Raw genomic sequence first — 19,647 nt, 5'->3', positions numbered from 1 at the left:
TCTCCTTTCATGGTTCCAACGGCTGCGTGTCGAGTCCTCGTGCTGCCGGGGCAATCAGCTCCCGGTATCGTTCTTCGTATTGTTGCGCCATTCGGCGTGCAGTGAAGCGCTCCTCGAACCGGGCGCGCACCCTCTTTCGATCCAGCTTGCCCAATTCGCCGACCGCCTTGACGGCTTGCTCCTCGCTCTCGACGATGAAACCGGTCAGGCCGTGTTCGATGACCTCAGGAACCGAGCCGGAGCGATAGGCGATCACCGGTGTTCCGCACGCCATCGCCTCGATCATGACCAATCCGAAGGGCTCCGGCCAAGCGATTGGAAATACCAGAGCGGCTGCTCCCCGAAGCAATGATTGCTTCTTCACGTCGTCGACTTCGCCGACGAGCTGGATCTTCTCGCCGTCGATCCGGGGCGCGAGGTGTTTCCTGAAGTAGGCGGTCTCGGCGCGCGGAATCTTCGCGGCGATGCGGAGAGGCATCCGGGCGGCGTGCGCGATACGGATGGCGTCCTCCGGACCCTTGTCCGCCGTGAGACGGCCAAGAAACGCCAGATAGGACCCGGCCCCGTAGGAGGCGTGCAACAGCTCCGAAGGCAATCCGTGCTGGATCGTTCCAATCCATTTCGCCTCCGGAAGCGGCAGGCGCTGGTGATCGGAAATCGAGACGAACCTCGCATCGGGGAATTGCCGAACCACGTCAGGCAGCCCAGGCAGATCGAGCCGGCCATGCAGGGTTGTCAGGAACGGCACGCCAAGGCGGCTGAGCAATGGCAGATGCAGCCAGTCGACATGGGCGTGGATCACATCGAAGTCTCTGGCTCGTTTCGCGATTGCCTCCAGCAGCATCGCGCAGGCTGCACTCGGATCGGTGCCCTTCCGGCCGAGACGCAGCGCGCGCGGCCACACCGGGTGGAGCTTGCCCGTCGTTCGGGAGTCACCGCTGGCGAAGAGGGTGACGTCGTGGCCGCGCTCGACGAGCTCATCCACAAGCCAGGCCACCACCCGCTCGGTGCCGCCGTAGAGCTTCGGAGGGACGCTTTCGGCCAGGGGAGCGAGCTGGGCGATGCGCATGAGAGCCTGCTACACCGCTGAACGAAGAATGAACACGATAGCTGCGGATAGAAGGTTCGAAATCGCCAGCAGCGTCCAATCCGGCCTCGCGCTTGCGCTCGCCACGCGACAGGCGAGACCCTCAATGAACCTCAACATTCGTCATCGGAAAGCCGCTCGAGATAGGCAAGCCCGAATGCTGCGAGTTCCTGGGCGTCGCCGTTACTCTCTCGCGCTTCCCGCCTCCCTTGCAGATGACGCTCGAGCAGGCAGCGACGGCCATCCGCAGCATCGACATCGCGATGCCGGGCGCGGTACACGCACCATGCGGTGTCCACCGCAGTTCGTAGTGGGCCGTCATCGACCATGTTCCAGCTCCGACGTGGGAGATTGTTCATGGGTCGCCAACTCGTCGCGACGGCGGAAGTTTCCAGTTGTTCCCTAAAGTCTAAGTCTGCGCGCAAGGCGCGCGCGGTAGTCGGCGCTCGCTCCCCCCGTGCGTGCAAAATCAGCCAGAACGAGTCACCGCCATCTCCGTTGCGAGCAGCAGAGCAGCGCGGCTAGCGCCAATCGATGCGATGCCTTGCCCTGCGATGTCGTAGGCAGTGCCGTGCGCGGGCGTGCAGATCGGAAACGGGAAGCCGCCAAGCAACGTCACGCCACGATCGAAGCCCATCAGCTTCATGGCGATCTGGCCCTGGTCATGATACATGGTCAGCACGGCATCGAACGCGCCGGCCCTGGCGCGCAGGAACACGGTGTCGGCCGGGAACGGTCCCTCCGCGGCAATGCCCTCGCGCTGGCCGTCCGCGACCACCGGCGCAATCACCTCGATCTCCTCGCGGCCGAAATTGCCGCCGTCGCCGGCGTGCGGATTGAGGCCTGCGACGGCGATGCGCGGCCGCGCGAAGCCGGCCTTGCGCATGCAGGAATCGGTCAGCCTGAGCGCGCGATGAATGCGCTCGCTCGACAGCTTTGCAGCCACGTCCTTCAGCGGGATGTGCGAAGTGACCCGTGCATTCCAGAGCCGGTCCAGCACGTTGAATTCGCTTGCCGGCGTCTTGAGGCCGACGACCTCGGCCGAGAACGCGATCTCGTCATCGTACTCGGCACGGGCAAAGCGCATCGCCTGCTTGTTGAAGGGGGTGAAACAGACCGCGTCGACGTGGCCGTCGCGGCCGAGTTCGAGCGCGTGCCGATAGTTCGTCAGCGCGAATTTGCCGCCGGCAAGGGTCGCGGTCCTCGGCTCGACCTCGCTGAGGTCGAGGTGGCGGAGATCGACGAACAGTGCATCTTCCTGCGCCGCGCGAAGCTCGACACCCTGCTCCACCATCGTCAGCTCCGGCTCGAGGCCGGCAATGCGCGCGCCTTCGTCGAAGATGCGGCGGTCGCCGATGACGACGAGCCGACAGCTCGCGCGGATGTCGTCCTGCGCCACTAGCTTCGCCGTCAGCTCGGGGCTGATGCCGGCGGGATCTCCCATTGCCAATGCAATGAGCGGCTTTGCGGTCATATGATCACCTTTTCCTGGGCTGGAGTGTCGATTGCGGGCGACGCTGGCCTGCGCCAGAGACGTGTGAGCTGCAAGACCAGCGGCAGCAGCAGCAGCGCGATGCCGCCCACGATCAGGCACGTCACCAACTTGTTCGCAAAGAAGATGCTAAGTGATCCCTTTGAGATCAGCATCGATTGCCGGAACGCGTCCTCGGCCTTGTCGCCGATCACGATCGCGAGCACGAGCGGCGCCAGCGGATAGAACAGCTTCTTGAAGAGATAGCCGACGATGCCGAACCCCAGCATCATGACCACGTCGAGATAGGAGTTCGACACCGAATAGGCGCCGACGACGCAGATGATCACGATCAGGGGCGCGATCACGACGAAGGGAATCCGCATCAAGGCGGCGAACACGGGCACGGTCATCAGCACCAGCGCGACCGCGACGATGTTGCCGACATACATCGAGGCGATCAGGCCCCAGACGAAGTCCTTGCTATCGACGAACAGCATCGGCCCGGGATTGAGACCCCAGATCATCAACCCGCCCATCATCACGGCCGCAGTGGCCGAGCCTGGAATGCCGAGCGAGAGCATCGGCAACAGCGCACTGGTCCCGGCGGCATGATCGGCGGTCTCCGGCGAGATGATGCCTTCGACCTCTCCGGTGCCGAAATGCCGGCCACGGCGGGAGAAGCGGCGGGCGATGCCGTAGCTCATGAAGGAGGCCGCGGTCGGGCCGCCCGGCGTGATCCCCATCCAGCAGCCGATCGCGGCGCTGCGCAGCAGGGCAACGCCATGCCGCGGCAGGCGCCCGACGGCGCGAAACACCTCGCGCCAATCGATCTTCGAGGACACGGCGCGGGCGTGAAACTCCTCCTCGACCGCGACCAGGAGCTCGCCGATGCCGAACAGGCCCATCACCGCGACGACGAAGCTGACGCCCTTGACCAGCTCATCTACGCCCATGGTGAGACGCACGCTGCCGGAGACCGTGTCGATGCCGATGGCGGCGATCGCAAAGCCGATCGCCAGCGCCACGACGGTCTTGACCGGTGCCGCACCGCCCATGCCGACGAAGCTGGCAAAGGCGAGGAAATAGACCGCAAAATACTCGGCCGGCCCGAACGCGAGCGCAACCTGCGCCACCCAGGATGCGAGGAAGGTGATCAGGATGACGCCGATCAGCGCGCCGAAAGCCGCGGAGCCGAAGGCGGTCGCGAGCGCCGTGGTCGGCCGGCCGTCGCGTGCCATCGGATAGCCGTCGAAGGTGGTCGCGACCGACGATGGCTCGCCGGGAATGTTGAACAGGATCGAGGTCACCGAGCCGCCGAACAGCGCGCCCCAATACATGCTCGAGAGCAGGATGATCGCTGAGACCGGCTGCATGCCGAAGGTCAGCGGCAATAGCAGCGACACCCCGTTCGGCGCGCCCAGTCCCGGCAGCACGCCGACGAGAATGCCGAGCAGCACGCCAACCGCCATCAGGGCCAGATGCGGCACCGTGACCGCAATGGTGAAGCCGTGCAGGAGTTCCTGGAGATTGTCCATCTCGCTGCCCCCTCAGAAACCAAGCGCGGCGGCGAGCGCGCCGTGCGGCAGGCTGACTTGGAATAAGCGCTCGAACACGACGTAGAGCGCGAGCGCCGTGGCCGCCGCCATGGCGAGCGCGCGCGGCATGGATTGGTGCCTGGGGATCGCCAGCACCGAAAAGACATACAGGGCCGAGGCGACGTACATCCCGGCAAGCGGGATCGCAGCGACGAAGATCGCAGCCGGTACGAACAGGCCGGCGAGCCGCCGCAGCTCGATGGACGTGATGGCGATGGGGACGTTTGCCACTGTCGCGGCCGACAGCACGCCGCGCACCAGATTGTAGAGGCTCCCGAGCACGATGACGATGCCGGTCAGGAACGGGAACGTGCCGGCATCGACGCCTGCGCTCGACCAGCCGATGCCGTTGTCGAGGCTGGAGACGACGACGGCGACACCGAAGCTGCCGGCGAGGACGGCGGTCGCAAGTTCAAGCGCACGACGGGAGATCATGGCGTAATGCCTTACTTGACCAGCCAGCCCTGCTCGCTCGCGACCTGCTTGACGTGATCGAGGTCCTCCTTGATGAATTTGTCGAACTCGGCACCAGTCAGGAACGTGTCGACCTGGGAGGTCTTCTCGATGTAGTCCTTCCACTCCGGCGTTGCCTGCACCTTCCTCATGAGGTCGACATAGAACGCGGCCTGCTCCGGCGTGACCTTGCCGGGCAGCCACACGGTGCGCGGCTGCTCATATTGCTTGATGTCGAGGCCCTGCTCGACGCAGGTCGGAACATCGCTCCAGCCTTCGGTCGCGGTGACCTTCGGCCCCTGCGGCAGCCGCTTCGGGCTGAACACGCAGAGCGGCCGCTGCGTGCCGCCCCGCCATTGCCCGAGGCTTTCGCTGGGATTGTTGACGTGGGAGTCGAGATGTCCGCCGGCGAGCTGCACGGCGGTCTCGGCGCCGCTCTTGAAAGGGATATAGGTCAGCTTGACCTTGCCGGCCTTCTCGATCATGCGCGTCAGCACCTCGTCGGTGTCCTTCGACTGCGCGCCGCCCATCTTGAATTCGCCCGATGCGGCCGCCTTGAGATAGTCGCCCGCCGTCTTGTACGGCGCGTCCTGCTTGACCCAGAGCAAGAACTCGTCCTGCGCCATCGCCGCGATCGGGGTGAGATCGGTGTAGTTGAAGGCGACCTTGGAGACGAGCGGTTGCTGCCAGGCATTCGAGGTGCCGAAGATCACCTTGTAGGGGTCGCCCGCGGAGGCCTTGCCGTAGACATAGCCCTCGGCGCCGCTGCCGCCGCCCTTGTTGACGACGACGATCGGCTGCTCCGTCAGCTTGTGCTTGGTAATGATGTTCTGCACCGCGCGCGCGAGATTGTCGGTGCCGCCGCCAGGCCCGGCGGTGGCGACGAACTCGATCGGCTTTTGTGGTTGCCAGGCGGCACTCGCCGGCATCGTGCCGACCAGCACGGCTACGGCCGCAGAGAGCAGAAATGTTGACGTCCGACCCATGATTTCCTCCAGCTGATCTTGTCTTTTGTTGTTGTCGGCCCCCTGTTCAGGCGACGCGTTCCTCGCGTTGTCCCGATGCGAGCACGATCGCGCCTTCTTTTTCGAGCGCTTCGATTCGTGACTGGTCGAACCCGTGCTCGGCCAGCACCTCGCTCGTGTGCTCACCATAGACCGGCGCGCCTGACAGCACTTTGCCTGGCGTCTCCGAAAACTTGATCGGAAGCCCGATCGTCTTGACGGGACCGAGCGTGGAATGCTCGACCTCGACGACCATCTCGCGCGCCAGCGTCTGCGGATCGTTTAAGGCCTCCAGCATGTCGTGCACGGGGCCGCACGGCACGCCCCTCTCGTCCAGCGCCGCCAGCCAATGCGCCCGCGACTTGGTGCGGAAGCGTTCGCTCAGGACGGCTTCGAGCTCTTTCAGATTGGCCATGCGATCGGCGCCCGTGACGAAGCGCGGATCGGCGGCAAGCTCGCTCGCGCCGAGCGCTTCCAGCATCAGCAGCCAATGCTTCTTGTTGGCGCCGCCGACCACGAGCCAGCCGTCCGAGGCTTCGAACGCCTGATACGGCGCATTGAGCGGATGCGCCGAGCCCATGGCGCGCGGCGCTGTGCCGGCCGCAAGCGCAATGGTCGACTGCCAATAGGTCTGCACCAGGGCGGCTTCATAGAGCGAGGTCTCGACCCACTGCCCTTTGCCGGTCTTGAGACGATGCGCGTAGGCCGCAAGGATGCCCATGCTCGCGAGCAGGCCGGCCGTGATGTCGGACAGCGGCGGACCGCATTTGACGGGCGGACCGTCCGGGCGTTCGCCGGTAAAGCTCATGATGCCGCTCATCGCCTGCGCGACGAGGTCAAATCCCCTGCGGTGCTTGTAGGGACCGGTGCGGCCGAAACCCGACAGCGAGCAGTAGATCAGCGCCGGGAATTCCGTGTGCAGCGCCTCGTAGCCGAAGCCGAGGCGCTCCATCGCGCCCGGCGCAAAGTTCTCGACCAGCACGTCGGCATCCGCGATCAGCCGTCGCAGCACCTGTTTGCCACCGTCGGTCTTCAGATCCAGCACGATGCCGCGCTTGTTGCGGTTCATCATCAGGAAGGACGCCGCCTCCTCGCCGATCTTCGGCGGCACCGAATGGCGGGTGTCGTCACCGTTGGGCCACTTCTCGATCTTGATGACGTCGGCGCCCATGTCGGCGAGCATCAAGGTGCAGGTCGGCCCGGCCATGACATGGGTGAGATCGATGACCTTGAGGCCGGCCAGCGGTCCCGAACGGCGGGAGGTGGATTGAGATCGGTCGCTTTGCATCGGCTCGTCCTATTGGCCGCGCCATTGCGGCGCGCGCTTGTTGAGGAAAGCATCGAGCCCTTCGCGAAAGTCCTGGCTCGTGTAGCACATCAGGATGAGGTCCTCGCCCTCGTCCCGGGTCAGCCGCCTTTGCAGGCGGGCGACCGCCTGCTTGGTCGCATTCAGCGTCAGCGGCGCATGGCTCGCGAGGAGGCGGGCCACCTCCTCGGCACGCTGGTCGAGGACCGCAAGATCGTCGACGACCTCGCCCAGCAGCCCGATGCTCGCAGCCTCCGCGGCATCGACAAGGCGCGCGGTGAAGATGAGATCCTTGACGCGCGCGGCGCCGATGAGCGCGGTGAGACGGCTGACATTGGACATCGACAGGCAGTTGCCGAGCGTCCTGGCGATGGGGAATCCGATTCTCGCAGCTTTCGTGCCGATGCGGAGGTCGCAGGCCGCAGCAATGCCCGCCCCGCCTCCGGTACAGAACCCGTTGATCGCCGCGATCGTCGGCACCCGGCACTGCTCCAGCGTGGTCAGCACGCGATCGATGCGGTTCTCGTAGTCGATCGCGTCCTGCGGCGTCCTGAATTCGCGGAACTGGTTGATGTCCGTGCCCGAGGCGAAGGCCTTGTCGCCGGCCCCGCGCAGCACCAGCACCTTGATCGCATGGTCGCCGTTGGCCTCCTCGCAGATCGCGGCAAGCCGTTCGTACATGGCGAAGGTGAAGGCATTGCGGGCCTGCGGTCGGTTGAAGGTGATCCGCCCGATGCCCTCGTCGCGCTCGAAGACGAGGTCTTCTGCCGCCAGTTGCAGGTCCATTTCCTCACACCTTTCTGTCTTTTGCATTTTTGAATGCAAAATTTGGAATTTTCAAGCTATAACTTACAAATAAATGCGTATAAGTTCACTTTTGCATTCAAATTGAGCTCGGACCCATGCTTCACGAGGAAGTCGTCGGCCGCATCCGCGCCATCCTACTCGACGGCGAAATCCCCCCGGGTGCGAGGATTCCGGAGCGCGAGCTGTGCGAGCGGCTCGAGATTTCGCGCACGCCGCTGCGCGAGGCGCTCAAGGTGCTGGCGGCGGAAGGGCTCGTGCAGCTGCTGCCGCATCGCGGCTCGCGCGCAGCAAAACTGACCGACAAGGACATGCGCGACCTGTTCGAGGTCTGCCAGGGCCTAGAGGCCCTCGCCGGCGAGCTCGCCTGCGAGCGCATCACGGACGCCGAGATCGACGCGATCGCCACGGCCCATGCGGCCATGGTGCAGCATTATCGCGACGGCGACCTGATCCAGTACTATCGCGGCAACCGCGCCATTCACGAAGCCATCGTCACCGCAGCCGGAAATCCCGTGCTCGCGGGGCTTTACACCTCGGTGACCGCGCGCATCCGGCGGGCGCGCTACGTCACGCCGATGACGCCGCAGCGCTGGGCATTCGCGGTGAAGGAGCATGAGGCGATCCTCAACGCGCTTCAGCGCCGCGACGGCGTCGGCCTCGCCCACATCCTGCGTGCGCATCTGCGTCACAAGCGCGAAGAGGTTCTACAGGCGGGCTTTGCCGAGACCGAGGGCGGCGATCTTACGCTGCGTATCGCGTGAGGTGCTATCCCCCGGGCTCCGTCAGTTCGAACGAGCCCTCGGGTGGACTGTCGCCGAAGACCTCGACCAGACGAAAACGCTCGCACATCAGCATCATGTCATCGCTATATCGTCCGAGCCTGCCGAAATAGGACTGATGGGCGCGGCGCCAATAGGCCAAGCTCCGGTCGCCTTCTCCTTCCTCATGCGCAAACGCTGCGTCGACCTCGTTGAAGCGCCGATACGTCACGTCGACGGATTCGATGACGCAACGCGGCTCTCCTCGGCCGTCGAGCACGACCCAGCGCTCACCGGGCGTGGAGGTGTTCGGCTCGTCTTCGGTGCTGCACGTCGCGGTCTTGATGCCCTTGATGACGAGCTCGACCAGTTCATCCGCCAGCGCGGGGCTGTCGCCGAACGCGAAGGTTCGGAGATGTCGATATGGTTCGGGGATCCGCTTGCCCATGCTCTTCGCATCCCATGTTGCCTGCGCCAAGGCGTCCCCGAAAAGCAACCGAAGCCGATCGCATCTGGAAAACGCGGCCTAGCAGCCCAATCTATCGGCGATGCCGCCAAAGTCCTTTGCAACGATGTCCCAATTGCCGGTCGCCTCGAAATCGACCTTCTGCAAGGGACCGTATTCGGTTGGTCGCGCCACGAAGGCAGTCTTCAGCCCGTACTTCTGCGCGGCAGCGAGATCGCCGTTGTGGGCGGCGACCATCATCACCTCTTCCGGCTTGAGGCACAGCAGACGGGCGGCGCCGAGATAGGTCTCGGGATCAGGCTTGTAGTGCTCGAATAGCTCGGCCGACATGATGAGGTCCCACGGGAGCCCTGCAAACTTCGCCATGTTGGTGAGCAGCGCCACGTTGCCGTTCGAGAGCGGCGCGATCACGAATTTGGATTTCAGCCGCTTGAGGCCGGCGACGCTGTCGGGCCAGGGATGCAGGCGGTGCCAGCCCTTGGTGAGATAATCGAGATCGGCCTCGGTGAGGCCCTTGATTTCGAGTTTCTCGACCAGCTTCTCCAGCGAGCGGCGGTGCAGATCGTCGAGCATGACGTAGCCGCGTTCCGGGTGCTTGCGCACATCATCCATGGACGCGACGTACATGCCGCGCCAGCCGTCGACCAGCGCGGTCCAGTCGGTGGCGATGCCGCGCTGTTTGCCCCACCACATGAAGTCGCTGATCAGGCTGGTGCGCCAGTCGACCACGGTGCCGAACACGTCGAAGACCAGGGCTTTGACGGCGGAGAGATCGGACATGTGCGCTTCCCATTTGTTCTTATCATTGTCATTCCGGGCGATGGGTCCGCGCCACGCACGGCCCTGAGAACCCGGAATCTCGCGCTGTCATCTCTGGATTCCGGGTTCGACGCCTTCGCGTCGCCCCGGAATGACAGCAAACATCAATCCAGATGGAACTTCGCCAGCTCGCGATGCTCGGCCTTGATGTAGCGCACGGTGCCGGTGACGGAGCGCATCACCACCGTCTCGGTCTCGATCACGCCGTCCTTGCGGAATTTGACGCCCGAGAGCAGCGAGCCCGTGGTGACGCCGGTGGCGGCGAACAGGCAGTCGCCGCGCGCCATGTCCTCGATGCCGTAGATCATCTTGGGGTCGTTGACGCCCATCTTGGCGGCGCGCTCGCGCTTCTCGTCGGAGTCGAGGATGAGGCGGCACTGCATCTGGCCCCCGATGCAGCGCAGCGCCACGGCCGCGAGCACGCCTTCCGGCGCACCGCCGGTGCCGAGATACATGTCGACGCCGGTGTTGTCGGGGTCGGCGCAGTGGATCACGCCGGCAACATCGCCGTCGGTGATGAGGCGCACCGCAGCGCCGGTCGAGCGCACGCTCGCGATGATATCGGCATGGCGCGGACGGTCGAGCACGAGCACGGTGATGCCTTCCGGCTTGACGCCCTTGGCCTTGGCGAGGCGGCGGACGTTGTCGGCAGGCGAAGCGTCGAGATCCACGACGCCCTTGTCGTAACCGGGTCCGATCGCGAGCTTCTGCATGTAGACGTCGGGGGCGTGCAGCAGCGTGCCGCCATCGGCCATCGCCATGGTCGCGATCGCGCCCGGCATGTTCTTGGCGCACAGCGTGGTGCCTTCGAGCGGGTCGACCGCGATATCGACCTGGGGACCGGCATTCATACCGACCTTCTCGCCGATGAAGAGCATCGGCGCCTCGTCGCGCTCGCCTTCGCCGATCACGATGGTGCCTTCGATCGGCAGCTTGTTGAGCTCGCGGCGCATGGCGTCGACGGCGGCCTGGTCAGCCTGCTTCTCGTTGCCGTGCCCGCGCAACCGCGCCGACGACACCGCCGCCCGCTCCGTCACCCGCACAATCTCCAGCGTGAGGATGCGCTCGAGCAACGCGTGCGGCGGGACTGAAATATGGGTCGACATCGGCTTACTCCTTCGAAACGGTTTGGGACAGACATCTCTGCCCGCATCAACTCTCAACGCCCGGTGTTCGTTCGAACGAACGCCTTTTAGTTCGAGCATGCTCTTTTCCGGAAAACCGCTTCACACTTTGCGCTAGCGCGGCCCTCCGGGTCCCAGCATGCTCAGTTCTTCTCGATCCGGATCACCTGCGGCCGTCCGCTGATGACCTTGTCCTTCTGCACGGCGGCGAGTGCACGACGTACGGCGTCCTCATGCGTGGCATAGGTGATCAGGATGACGGGCACCGGGACCGCCTTGCCATTCGCCGGCGCAGCGCCGCCGTTGGGATGACGCTGCACGATCGACTCGATCGAAATCTTCTGCTCTGCAAGCCGGGTCGCGATCGCAGCCGCGGTGCCGGGGAAATCGCGCGCGAGCAGGCGGATGTAATAACCACCCTCGTGCCGCTCCATCGGCGCCTTCTTGGTGTCGCGCAGCTGCGATATCGGCCGGCCGAACGGATTGGCGCGGATGCCGCGCGCGACATCGGCGATATCGGCGACCACCGCGGATGCGGTCGCTGCGCCTCCGGCACCGGGGCCGACCAGCGTGATCGGTGGAATGCCCTCGCCATCGATCGTGACCGCATTGGTGACACCCATCACCTGCGCGATCGAGGAGGATTTGGGAACCATGGTTGGATGCACGCGCTGCTCGATGCCCTTGGCGGTGCGAACCGCAACGCCGAGCAGCTTGACGCGGTAACCGAGATCGGCGGCGGCGCGCAGATCTTCCGGCGCGATGGACGAGATGCCTTCGACATACACGGCGCTTTGAGCAACTTTCGTGCCGAAGGCGAGGCTGGCGAGAATGGCGAGCTTCTGCGCGGTGTCGTGGCCGTCGACGTCGAAGGACGGATCGGCCTCGGCATAACCGAGCCGCTGCGCGTCCTTGAGGCATTCGGCGAAGGAAAGCCCCTCCTGCTCCATCCGGGTCAGGATGTAATTGCAGGTGCCGTTGAGGATGCCGTAGACGCGGTTGATGCCGGTTCCGGCCAGACCTTCGCGCAACGTCTTGATGACCGGGATCGCTGCGCCGACGGCTGCCTCGAAATTCAGCGCCCCGCCGTGCTTTTCAGCCGCCTTGGCGAGCTTGAGGCCGTGCTTGGCCAGCAGCGCCTTGTTGGCGGTGACGACCGACTTGCCGGCGCCCAGCGCGGCGTCCACCGCCGACAGCGCCGGATCGCCGGCGCCGCCCATCAGCTCGACGAAGCAATCGATCTCGGGATGAGTGGCGAGCGCCATCGGATCCTTGGCCCATTCGACGCCGCGCAGGTCGATGCCGCGATTCTTCGCCTTCGAGCGCGCAGTGACGGCGACGACGCGGATGCCGCGGCCGCTGCGGCCCGCGAGCACGCGCGCCTGCGTTTCAATCAATCGGACAACTTCGGCGCCCACGGTGCCGAGCCCCGCTATGCCCACTTTCAGGGGTGCAACCATGATGTCTTAGAAAACCTGCCGAAGAGAACTCAACGCCGATTGGCGAGCGGAACGACGTTGTGCAACGTTTCGATGCCGCTTTCAAGGAAGCGGCGCACGCCGCGCGCGGCCTGCCTGATCCGTTGCTCGTTTTCCACCATGGCGATGCGGACATATCCTTCACCATGCTCGCCGAAGCCGACGCCGGGCGAGACCGCAACGCCGGACTTCTCCACCATCAGGGTCGCGAACTGCATGCTGCCGATGCTGCGGAACGCTTCCGGCAGCGGCACCCAGGCGAACATCGAGGCCTCCGGCGGCGGAATCTCCCAGCCGGCGCGGCCGAACGATTCCACCAGCGCGTCGCGGCGCTTGCGGTAAGTGTCGCGCATTTCCTTGATGCAATCGTCCGGGCCGTTCAGCGCAGCCGTCGCCGCGACCTGGACCGGCGTGAACGCGCCGTAGTCGAGGTAGGATTTGACGCGGGCGAGCGCCGCGATCACGCGCTCATTGCCGACGGCAAAGCCCATGCGCCAGCCGGCCATCGAATAGGTCTTCGACATCGAGGTGAACTCGACGGTGCAGTCCATCGCGCCCGGCACCTGCAGCACCGAGGGCGGCGGGTTGTTCTCGTCGAAATAGACTTCGGCATAAGCGAGATCGGACAGGATCAGAATCTCGTGCTTCTTCGCGAAGGCGACGAGGTCCTTGTAGAAGTCGAGGCTCGCGACATAGGCGGTCGGGTTCGAGGGATAGCAGACAACGAGCGCCAGCGGCTTCGGGATCGAGTGGATGATCGCCCGCTCCGCCGCCTCGAAGAATTGCGGCGTCGGCTCCGATGGCACCGAGCGGATCACGCCGCCCGCCATCAAAAAGCCGAACGCATGAATCGGGTAACTCGGGTTCGGACAGAGGATGACATCGCCGGGCGCGGTGATCGCCTGCGCCACGTTGGCAAAACCCTCCTTCGAGCCGAGCGTCGCCACCACCTGGGTGTCGGGGTTCAGCTTCACACCGAAGCGGCGGGCGTAGTAGGCGGCCTGGGCCCTGCGCAGTCCGGGGATGCCGCGCGAGGCCGAGTAGCGGTCGGTGCGCGGCTTGCCGAGGGTCTCCTTCAGCTTCTCCAGCACATGAGGCGGAGCAGGCAGGTCCGGATTGCCCATGCCGAGGTCGATGATGTCGGCGCCGGCATTCCGCGCAGCCGCCTTGGCCCGGTTGACCTGCTCGAACACGTAAGGCGGAAGGCGGCGAATGCGGTAAAATTCTTCCATGGCTCTCTGGGCTCCGGGCAACCGGTCAGGACAGAATCGACAGGCCACGAGGGCCATTCCAAAAGGCGTTCAGGATCATCGCGAAAATCACTCAAAATCAAATACTTAGAGCAATCGTCGACGACGAAGACTGAAGTCGTTCGCCCTGACTCTTGGCTGAACCGAGGTCTTTTAGCACGGCAAAGCGGAGGCGCCAGCGATTACGTTGCCCGTCTCCCGTCACGGGCCTATTTGGCGTCCTTGGCGGCCACAGCCTGGCGATCGCGTGCGGCGGCGAGCTCGGCCTCGATCTTGGCGCGCTGCTCCGGCGGGATGATCGCCTGGTCGCGATCCGGCGGCAGATCATGCACCGGCAGATAGGTGCCGGACTCCCTGGCATGCGGCTGCGCATCGGTGGGCGTCAGATCCGCGAGCTGGCTCGAACACCCGCCCAGCGCGAGCGCCCCGATCAACAGCGCGCCGCGGATCGACAGCGTCTTTTGCAGGTCCCATAACGCCAACACTTGGGAAATCCCCTACTCGTCCCAAAGCACGGCCCCGGGCAACCTTACCCCAAGACCGAACCCAAGCTCAAACCATTGCTGCCCAAATGGCGTGAGCGAGAAAATAGCCCGGCGCTACCAAGCCGAGCGGTGCGGCTTGATTGTGACGGAACCAAGAAGATTTGTCGCAGTGCAACACATCTTCGAGAGTGTTTAACGTCAAACATGCGAGCTTCGCGGTGACGAATACGGAATGAATCGTTACTGTTCTGCTCATGAGTATGGCCACGACCGACACGCCGAAACCCGAGACGAAGTTCGATGCGGAAGCCTTCGCGATGAATGTCGCGCGGGCGATGGAGAGCGGCGGCAAGGCGCTCGCCGCTTACCTCAAGCCGCGCGAGAGCGGCGAGGTGCAGGATCGCCCGCCAGCCGAGCTTGCCGAGGTGGTCAAGACCTTCACGTCGGTCGCCGAATATTGGCTGTCGGATACGTCCCGCTCCTCCGATCTGCGGACCAAGCTCGCGAAGGACTATCTCGACCTCTGGGGCTCGGCGGTGCGACGTATGGCCGGTCAGGACGCCGACCCCGCGATCGCACCCTCGCCGCGCGACAAGCGCTTTGCCGATCCGGAATGGAAATCGAACCAGTTCTTCGATTTCGTCATGCAGCTCTATCTGCTCACGACCAAATGGGCGCAGGAGCTGGTGCGCGATGCTGAAGGGCTAGATCCGCACACCCGCCGCAAGGCCGAGTTCTATGTCCAGCAGGTCACCAATGCGCTCTCGCCATCGAACTTCGTGCTGACCAATCCCGAGGTGCTGCGCGAGACGGTGGCATCCAGCGGCGAGAACCTCGCGCGCGGCCTCAAGATGCTGGCCGAGGACATCGCGGCCGGCAAGGGCATGCTGAAGATCCGCCAGTCCAATCCGGACAATCTCGTCGTCGGCGTCAACATGGCGACGACCCCGGGCAAGGTGATCTACCAGAACGAGATGATGCAACTGATCCAGTACACGCCGACGACGGAGAAGGTGCTGCGCACACCGCTCCTGATCGTGCCGCCCTGGATCAACAAGTTCTACATCCTCGATCTCAAACCGGAGAAATCCTACATCAAGTGGTGCGTCGACCAGGGCATCACCGTGTTCGTGATCTCATGGGTCAATCCCGACAAGCGGCTCGGCAACAAGGGCTGGGAAGACTACATGAAGGAAGGCCTGCTCACGGCGATGGACGTGATCGAGAAGGTCACCGGCGAGATGAAGGTGCATACCGCCGGCTATTGCGTCGGCGGCACCATGCTCGCGACCACGCTGGCCTGGCTCGCCGAGAAGCGCCGTCAGCGCGTGTCGTCCGCGACGTTCTTCGCCGCCCAGGTCGACTTCACCCATGCCGGCGATCTCCTCGTGTTCGTCGACGAGGAGCAGATCGCAGCGCTCGAGCAGGACATGAAGACGGCCGGCGTGCTCGAAGGCTCGAAGATGGCGATGGCCTTCAACATGCTGCGCTCCAACGATCTGATCTGGTCCTATGTCGTCAGCAACTATTTGAAGGGCCAGCAGCCGAGCGCGTTCGACCTGTTGCACTGGAATTCCGATGCGACGCGCATGACCCAGGCGAACCATTCCTATTATTTGCGCAACTGCTATCTGGAGAACCGGCTGTCGACCGGCACGATGGTGCTCGACAACACCCTGCTCGATCTCTCCAAGGTCAAGGTGCCCGTCTACAATCTCGCCACCCGGGAGGATCACATCGCCCCCGCTGAATCGGTGCTGTACGGCTCGCAGTTTTTCGGCGGTCCGGTGAAGTACGTGTTGTCGGGCTCGGGTCACATCGCGGGCGTGGTCAATCCGCCGGCCTCGAACAAGTACCAGTACTGGACCAACGACAACATCAAGGACGTCAACGTCGCGCAGTGGATGAAGGGCGCCGTGGAGCACAAGGGCTCGTGGTGGCCGGACTGGCGGGAGTGGCTGGGCCGACTCGATCCCGAAGAAGTCCCGGCGCGCGCGGTCGGCAGCGACGCATTCCCACCGATCGAGGACGCACCCGGCAGCTATGTCAGAGTTCGCGCATAGCGGAATCTCGCGTGCTTTCGTATAGACTCGTCTCAATCCAGCGACGACACAGGGGATCGGCACTATGACACGCGAATTGTTCTGGCTGACACTGACGGTGATCCTGACGGGGGTTCTCTGGATTCCCTACATCATCAACCGATGCCAGGTGCGCGGGTTGAGCGGTGCCATGGCCAACCCCTCGCGGGGCGACAAGCCGCAGGCGGAGTGGGCGAACCGGCTGATGTTCGCGCATGACAATGCGGTCGAGAACCTCGTGATCTTCGCGCCGCTGGTGCTGATCCTGAACGCAATCGACTATTCCACGAAATGGACCGTGCTCGCCTGCGCCGTTTATTTCTGGTCGCGCGTCGCACATACCATCGTCTATGCGATGGGAATCCCGGTGTTCCGCACGCTGGCCTTCACCGTCGGCTTCCTCGCCCAGGCCGTGCTGGCGCTGGCGATCTTCGGGGTGGTGTGAGCATCCGAAAGGAGCTGCAGGCCCCTGCAATCTACGATATTGTCATGCGAGCCGAGGCAACCGATGCGAGGATGCCTGATGCGGACCTGTCTTTCAGCCGTCGCAATGATCGCGCTCGCCGGAGCTTGCAGCCAGGCCGGCGCGCAGGCGCAATGCCCTGAACTGACGCGCCTGCGCAGCGAGGCCGTCGAGGCCACAAAGCCGATGACGCGCGCGTTGATGTCGAGCCGCTGCGATGCCTATGTTCGCGCGTCCCTCGCCTGGGCCGCCGCGGTCGACTACGCGCGCAACCACCAGGACGTGTGCGATATTTCCAATCGCTTGCTGAGCGACCTCGAGAAATACCATCTCGACAGCGTGACCGCCCGCAACAATGTGTGTGCCGGCCGGCCTGTCCGGCCATTCCCGGCCGACGTCGTTCTCCAGTAAGGAACGGCGCGCGAGCCAAGTCGCTCGCCGCCTTTGCAGCGCGCCGCCGAAGCGGCGCCGCGCTGCGTCCATGGCACGAGAGCGTGCCTTACTCCTCCGGCAGGCCCAGCATCAGGCGCATGTTCTGCACGGCCGCGCCGGATGCACCCTTGCCGAGATTGTCGAGCCGGGCGACCAGCAATGCCTGATGATACTTGTCGCTGGCGAAGACGTAGAGCTCGAGCATGTTGGTCTCGTTGAGCGCCTCCGGCTCGAGCCGGCCGCCCTTGGTCGCCTCGTTCTGCAGCGGCATCACCTTGACGTATTTCGAGCCGGCGTAACGCTTTGCCATCGCCGCTTGCAGGTCGGCGCCGGCAGGCTTGCCCGGCAGCGTGTCGAGCTGGAGCGGCACCGAGACCAGCATGCCCTGCCGGTAGTTGCCGACCGAGGGAATGAAGATCGGCCGCCGCGTCAGGTTGGAATAGAGCTGCATCTCCGGCAGATGCTTGTGCTCGAAGCCGAGGCCATAGAGCTCGAATGACGGCGCGCTGCCATCCTGAAAGCTCGCGATCATCGACTTGCCGCCGCCGGAATAGCCGCTCACCGCGTTGACGGTGACGGGATAGTCCTGCGGCAGCAGGCCGGCATCGACGATCGGCCGCAGCAGCGCAATCGCGCCGGTCGGATAGCAGCCGGGATTGGAGACCTTTTTCGCCGCCCTGATCTTGCCGGCCTGGTCTGGCGTCAGCTCGGGAAAGCCATAGGCCCAGTCGGGCGCGACCCTATAGGCGGTGGAAGCGTCCAGCACTTTCGGCGCAGAAGTTCCCATGCTGTCGACGAGCGCGACCGTCTCCCTGGCGGCGTCGTCAGGCAGACAGAGGATGACGAGGTCCACCTCTTCCATCAGCGCCTTCTTGGCCGCGGGGTCCTTGCGCTTGTCATCGGCTATGGTCTTCACCGCGACGTCGCTCTGGAGCTTCAGCCGCTCGTTGATGCCGAGCCCGGTGGTGCCGGAGCCGCCGTCGACGAAGACGGTGGCGGGCTTTTTGGCCGCGCTGGCGATCGGGGCTTTGGTGGTGTCAGCGAGGCTCATGGTGCGCTCCTTTCGAGCATGTTCGTATCGTCTGCGAAAACTTGTTCTGCGAAGGCTTGCGGCCTGGCTTGCCGCATCAAATGTGAGATCTGCTTGGCGTCGGCATCGCCGGCGCTAAGCGCATTGGCGATCGCCACATAGTCGGCGTCGGATTTGTGCTGGTTCAGCTTGAAGCTGCCTTCGACCTCCTCAACCGTCATGACCAGCCCAACGATCGCCTTCTTCATCGTCTCGAGCCGGCCCGCTGTCATCTTGCCTGACGTCCACGGCTTTTTCGGCAAGAGCCGGCTCTCGAACTTGGCGCTGAGCGTGTCGAGCTGCACCGACAGCTCATCGTCCGACAACAGCCGCACCGGCCCGGTCAGATGCACCGACTGGTAGAGCCAGGTCGGGACCTGATCCGGCGAGACGTACCAGTCCGGCGATACATAGGCATCGGGACCGTTGACCGCGAGCAGCCAGGACACGTCACCCCCCGCAAGCTTTAGCAGCGGATTGTGACGGGCGAGATGAAAGGCGGCCTGCGGCGTGCCGTCCGCGGCATAGGTCAGGTAGAACGGCAATGGCGAGGCAACGGGCTTGTGGCCGTCAAAGGCGCACATGGTCCCGAAGCCGCGCTCTTCGGCGAATTTCAGGCTCGCGGCGCGGTCGTGCTTGAAATGGGGTGGCGTGTACATCGTGGTCTCCTGCTGGGCCTCCTCGGGGGAAGCCGCCGGATCAGATCGCGCTGACAGGAGAGAATGCCGCGGATCGGGTCCAGCGGCAAAGACGATGATCTCAAACGCGATCGACCGCCCAAACCGCTAAGCTGCGGCGGCGGCGACGAGCGAACAGGATGGTCGCGGCGTTGATCATGGCGCGCGGCTATAAGGCCAGTTGCGGTTCCCGTCAAGGTTCTGGCGTCAGATGACGCGCCAGATCCATTCCATGATCTTGGCGAGCACGTCGCCGAACAGCAGGAGCACGGCCGACCAGATCAGGGCCGAGACGAAATTGGCGGCCTGGAAGCTCCAATAGGGCATCTCGAAGATGCCGGCCGCGAGCGGCACCGAGGCGCGCAAGGGCCCAAAGAAGCGCCCGATGAAGATGCTGGGTATCCCCCAGCTCCGGACAAAGGCCTCGCCCCTGGGCAGCAGCTCCGGGTAGCGCGAGAGCGGCCACATCTGGGCGACGTGCTCCTTGTAGCGGTAGCCGAACCAGTACGAGACCCAGTCGCCCAGCGCCGCCCCGAGGCCACCGGCGATCCAGACCGGATAGAAGTTGATGCCGCTCACCCCGATCAGCGCTCCGATGGCCACCAGCGCGCCCCAGGCCGGGATCAAGAGCGAGATGAACGCAAGCGACTCCCCGAAGGCGAGCAGGAACACGATTGGCGCCGCCCAAGCCTGGTGAACACGCACGAGGTCAGCCAGGCCGTGCGCAAACTGCTCCATCAAAAATAGCCTTCCCGCCCCGTCTCAAGGTGCTGCTCGATGAAAAGGACTGGTAAGCCAAGGACTTGTGTGACATCAAGT

General features: G+C 64.4%; 21 protein-coding genes. 4 read left to right on the top strand and 17 right to left on the bottom strand.

The features are described from left to right. Positions 1–7 precede the first annotated feature (7 nt). From P6U28_RS12395 to P6U28_RS12360, 8 genes are all read right to left on the bottom strand, one after another. The gene (locus tag P6U28_RS12395; protein WP_122403372.1) at positions 8–1,069 is read right to left on the bottom strand and encodes a glycosyltransferase family 4 protein; all 1,062 of its coding nucleotides are present in this window, start codon (positions 1,067–1,069) and stop codon (positions 8–10) included. A gap of 131 nt (positions 1,070–1,200) precedes the next feature. Next, on the bottom strand, positions 1,201–1,416 hold the full coding sequence (locus P6U28_RS12390) for a hypothetical protein (RefSeq protein WP_122403373.1): 216 nt from the start codon (positions 1,414–1,416) through the stop codon (positions 1,201–1,203). Positions 1,417–1,556: 140 nt separating this feature from the next. Beyond that, on the bottom strand, positions 1,557–2,561 hold the full coding sequence (locus tag P6U28_RS12385) for a 4-hydroxythreonine-4-phosphate dehydrogenase PdxA (protein WP_122403374.1): 1,005 nt from the start codon (positions 2,559–2,561) through the stop codon (positions 1,557–1,559). Then, positions 2,558–4,096 carry a tripartite tricarboxylate transporter permease gene (locus P6U28_RS12380; RefSeq protein WP_122403375.1) on the bottom strand — a complete coding sequence of 513 codons (1,539 nt, stop codon included), beginning with the start codon at positions 4,094–4,096 and terminating at the stop codon, positions 2,558–2,560. The genes P6U28_RS12385 and P6U28_RS12380 overlap by 4 nt, the downstream gene beginning before the upstream one ends. A gap of 12 nt (positions 4,097–4,108) precedes the next feature. Continuing rightward, the gene (locus tag P6U28_RS12375) at positions 4,109–4,591 is read right to left on the bottom strand and encodes a tripartite tricarboxylate transporter TctB family protein (protein WP_122403376.1); all 483 of its coding nucleotides are present in this window, start codon (positions 4,589–4,591) and stop codon (positions 4,109–4,111) included. A gap of 11 nt (positions 4,592–4,602) precedes the next feature. Further along, on the bottom strand, positions 4,603–5,595 hold the full coding sequence (locus P6U28_RS12370) for a tripartite tricarboxylate transporter substrate binding protein (RefSeq protein WP_122403377.1): 993 nt from the start codon (positions 5,593–5,595) through the stop codon (positions 4,603–4,605). A 46-nt stretch (positions 5,596–5,641) separates the two neighbouring features. Further along, positions 5,642–6,901, bottom strand: a complete 1,260-nt coding sequence (locus P6U28_RS12365; RefSeq protein WP_122403378.1) for a CaiB/BaiF CoA-transferase family protein — start codon at positions 6,899–6,901, stop codon at positions 5,642–5,644. A gap of 9 nt (positions 6,902–6,910) precedes the next feature. Then, positions 6,911–7,705 (bottom strand): enoyl-CoA hydratase/isomerase family protein, encoded by a 795-nt coding sequence (locus P6U28_RS12360; protein WP_122403379.1) that lies wholly within the window; start codon positions 7,703–7,705, stop codon positions 6,911–6,913. Between the two features lie 116 nt (positions 7,706–7,821). Between P6U28_RS12360 and P6U28_RS12355 the strand changes: the two genes are divergently transcribed. Beyond that, positions 7,822–8,487, top strand: a complete 666-nt coding sequence (locus P6U28_RS12355) for a GntR family transcriptional regulator (RefSeq protein WP_129142837.1) — start codon at positions 7,822–7,824, stop codon at positions 8,485–8,487. Positions 8,488–8,491: 4 nt separating this feature from the next. On the opposite strand, the gene P6U28_RS12350 is transcribed toward P6U28_RS12355, so the two are convergent. The 6 genes from P6U28_RS12350 to P6U28_RS12325 form a co-directional block, all read right to left on the bottom strand. Further along, on the bottom strand, positions 8,492–8,932 hold the full coding sequence (locus P6U28_RS12350) for an ASCH domain-containing protein (protein ID WP_122403380.1): 441 nt from the start codon (positions 8,930–8,932) through the stop codon (positions 8,492–8,494). A gap of 78 nt (positions 8,933–9,010) precedes the next feature. Further along, a complete protein-coding gene (locus P6U28_RS12345; protein ID WP_122403381.1) occupies positions 9,011–9,730 on the bottom strand; it encodes a haloacid dehalogenase type II in 720 nt (239 codons plus the stop codon). A gap of 143 nt (positions 9,731–9,873) precedes the next feature. Beyond that, positions 9,874–10,875 (bottom strand): class II fructose-bisphosphatase, encoded by a 1,002-nt coding sequence (glpX, locus tag P6U28_RS12340; protein WP_122403382.1) that lies wholly within the window; start codon positions 10,873–10,875, stop codon positions 9,874–9,876. 161 nt (positions 10,876–11,036) lie between these two features. Then, positions 11,037–12,353, bottom strand: a complete 1,317-nt coding sequence (locus P6U28_RS12335; protein WP_122403383.1) for a homoserine dehydrogenase — start codon at positions 12,351–12,353, stop codon at positions 11,037–11,039. Between the two features lie 29 nt (positions 12,354–12,382). After that, a complete protein-coding gene (locus P6U28_RS12330) occupies positions 12,383–13,603 on the bottom strand; it encodes an LL-diaminopimelate aminotransferase (RefSeq protein ID WP_122403384.1) in 1,221 nt (406 codons plus the stop codon). Positions 13,604–13,830: 227 nt separating this feature from the next. Beyond that, on the bottom strand, positions 13,831–14,106 hold the full coding sequence (locus tag P6U28_RS12325) for a hypothetical protein (protein ID WP_122403385.1): 276 nt from the start codon (positions 14,104–14,106) through the stop codon (positions 13,831–13,833). Between the two features lie 254 nt (positions 14,107–14,360). On the opposite strand from P6U28_RS12325, the gene P6U28_RS12320 reads away from it, so the two are divergent. From P6U28_RS12320 to P6U28_RS12310, 3 genes are all read left to right on the top strand, one after another. After that, entirely contained in the window at positions 14,361–16,169 is a 1,809-nt protein-coding gene (locus P6U28_RS12320; protein WP_162500291.1) for an alpha/beta hydrolase, read from the top strand. 64 nt (positions 16,170–16,233) lie between these two features. Next, the gene (locus tag P6U28_RS12315; RefSeq protein ID WP_122403387.1) at positions 16,234–16,632 is read left to right on the top strand and encodes an MAPEG family protein; all 399 of its coding nucleotides are present in this window, start codon (positions 16,234–16,236) and stop codon (positions 16,630–16,632) included. Positions 16,633–16,710: 78 nt separating this feature from the next. Next, positions 16,711–17,061, top strand: coding sequence for a hypothetical protein (locus P6U28_RS12310; protein WP_164936800.1), 351 nt, complete (start codon positions 16,711–16,713; stop codon positions 17,059–17,061). Between the two features lie 88 nt (positions 17,062–17,149). On the opposite strand, the gene argC is transcribed toward P6U28_RS12310, so the two are convergent. From argC to P6U28_RS12295, 3 genes are all read right to left on the bottom strand, one after another. Continuing rightward, a complete protein-coding gene (gene argC / locus P6U28_RS12305; RefSeq protein ID WP_122403389.1) occupies positions 17,150–18,133 on the bottom strand; it encodes an N-acetyl-gamma-glutamyl-phosphate reductase in 984 nt (327 codons plus the stop codon). Then, on the bottom strand, positions 18,130–18,810 hold the full coding sequence (locus P6U28_RS12300) for an FMN-binding negative transcriptional regulator (RefSeq protein ID WP_407122337.1): 681 nt from the start codon (positions 18,808–18,810) through the stop codon (positions 18,130–18,132). Before P6U28_RS12300 ends, argC begins: the two co-directional genes overlap by 4 nt. A gap of 225 nt (positions 18,811–19,035) precedes the next feature. Beyond that, positions 19,036–19,566: a DedA family protein gene (locus P6U28_RS12295; protein WP_122403391.1), complete on the bottom strand. Its 531-nt coding sequence runs from the start codon at positions 19,564–19,566 to the stop codon at positions 19,036–19,038. Between the last annotated feature and the right edge of the window lie 81 nt (positions 19,567–19,647).

The organism is Bradyrhizobium sp. STM 3561 (assembly GCF_045571455.1).
GTDB classification, from domain to species: Bacteria; Pseudomonadota; Alphaproteobacteria; order Rhizobiales; family Xanthobacteraceae; genus Bradyrhizobium; species Bradyrhizobium vignae.
Note: the sequence above shows the minus strand (reverse complement) of the source record. Positions and strands in the feature narration are given on the sequence as shown.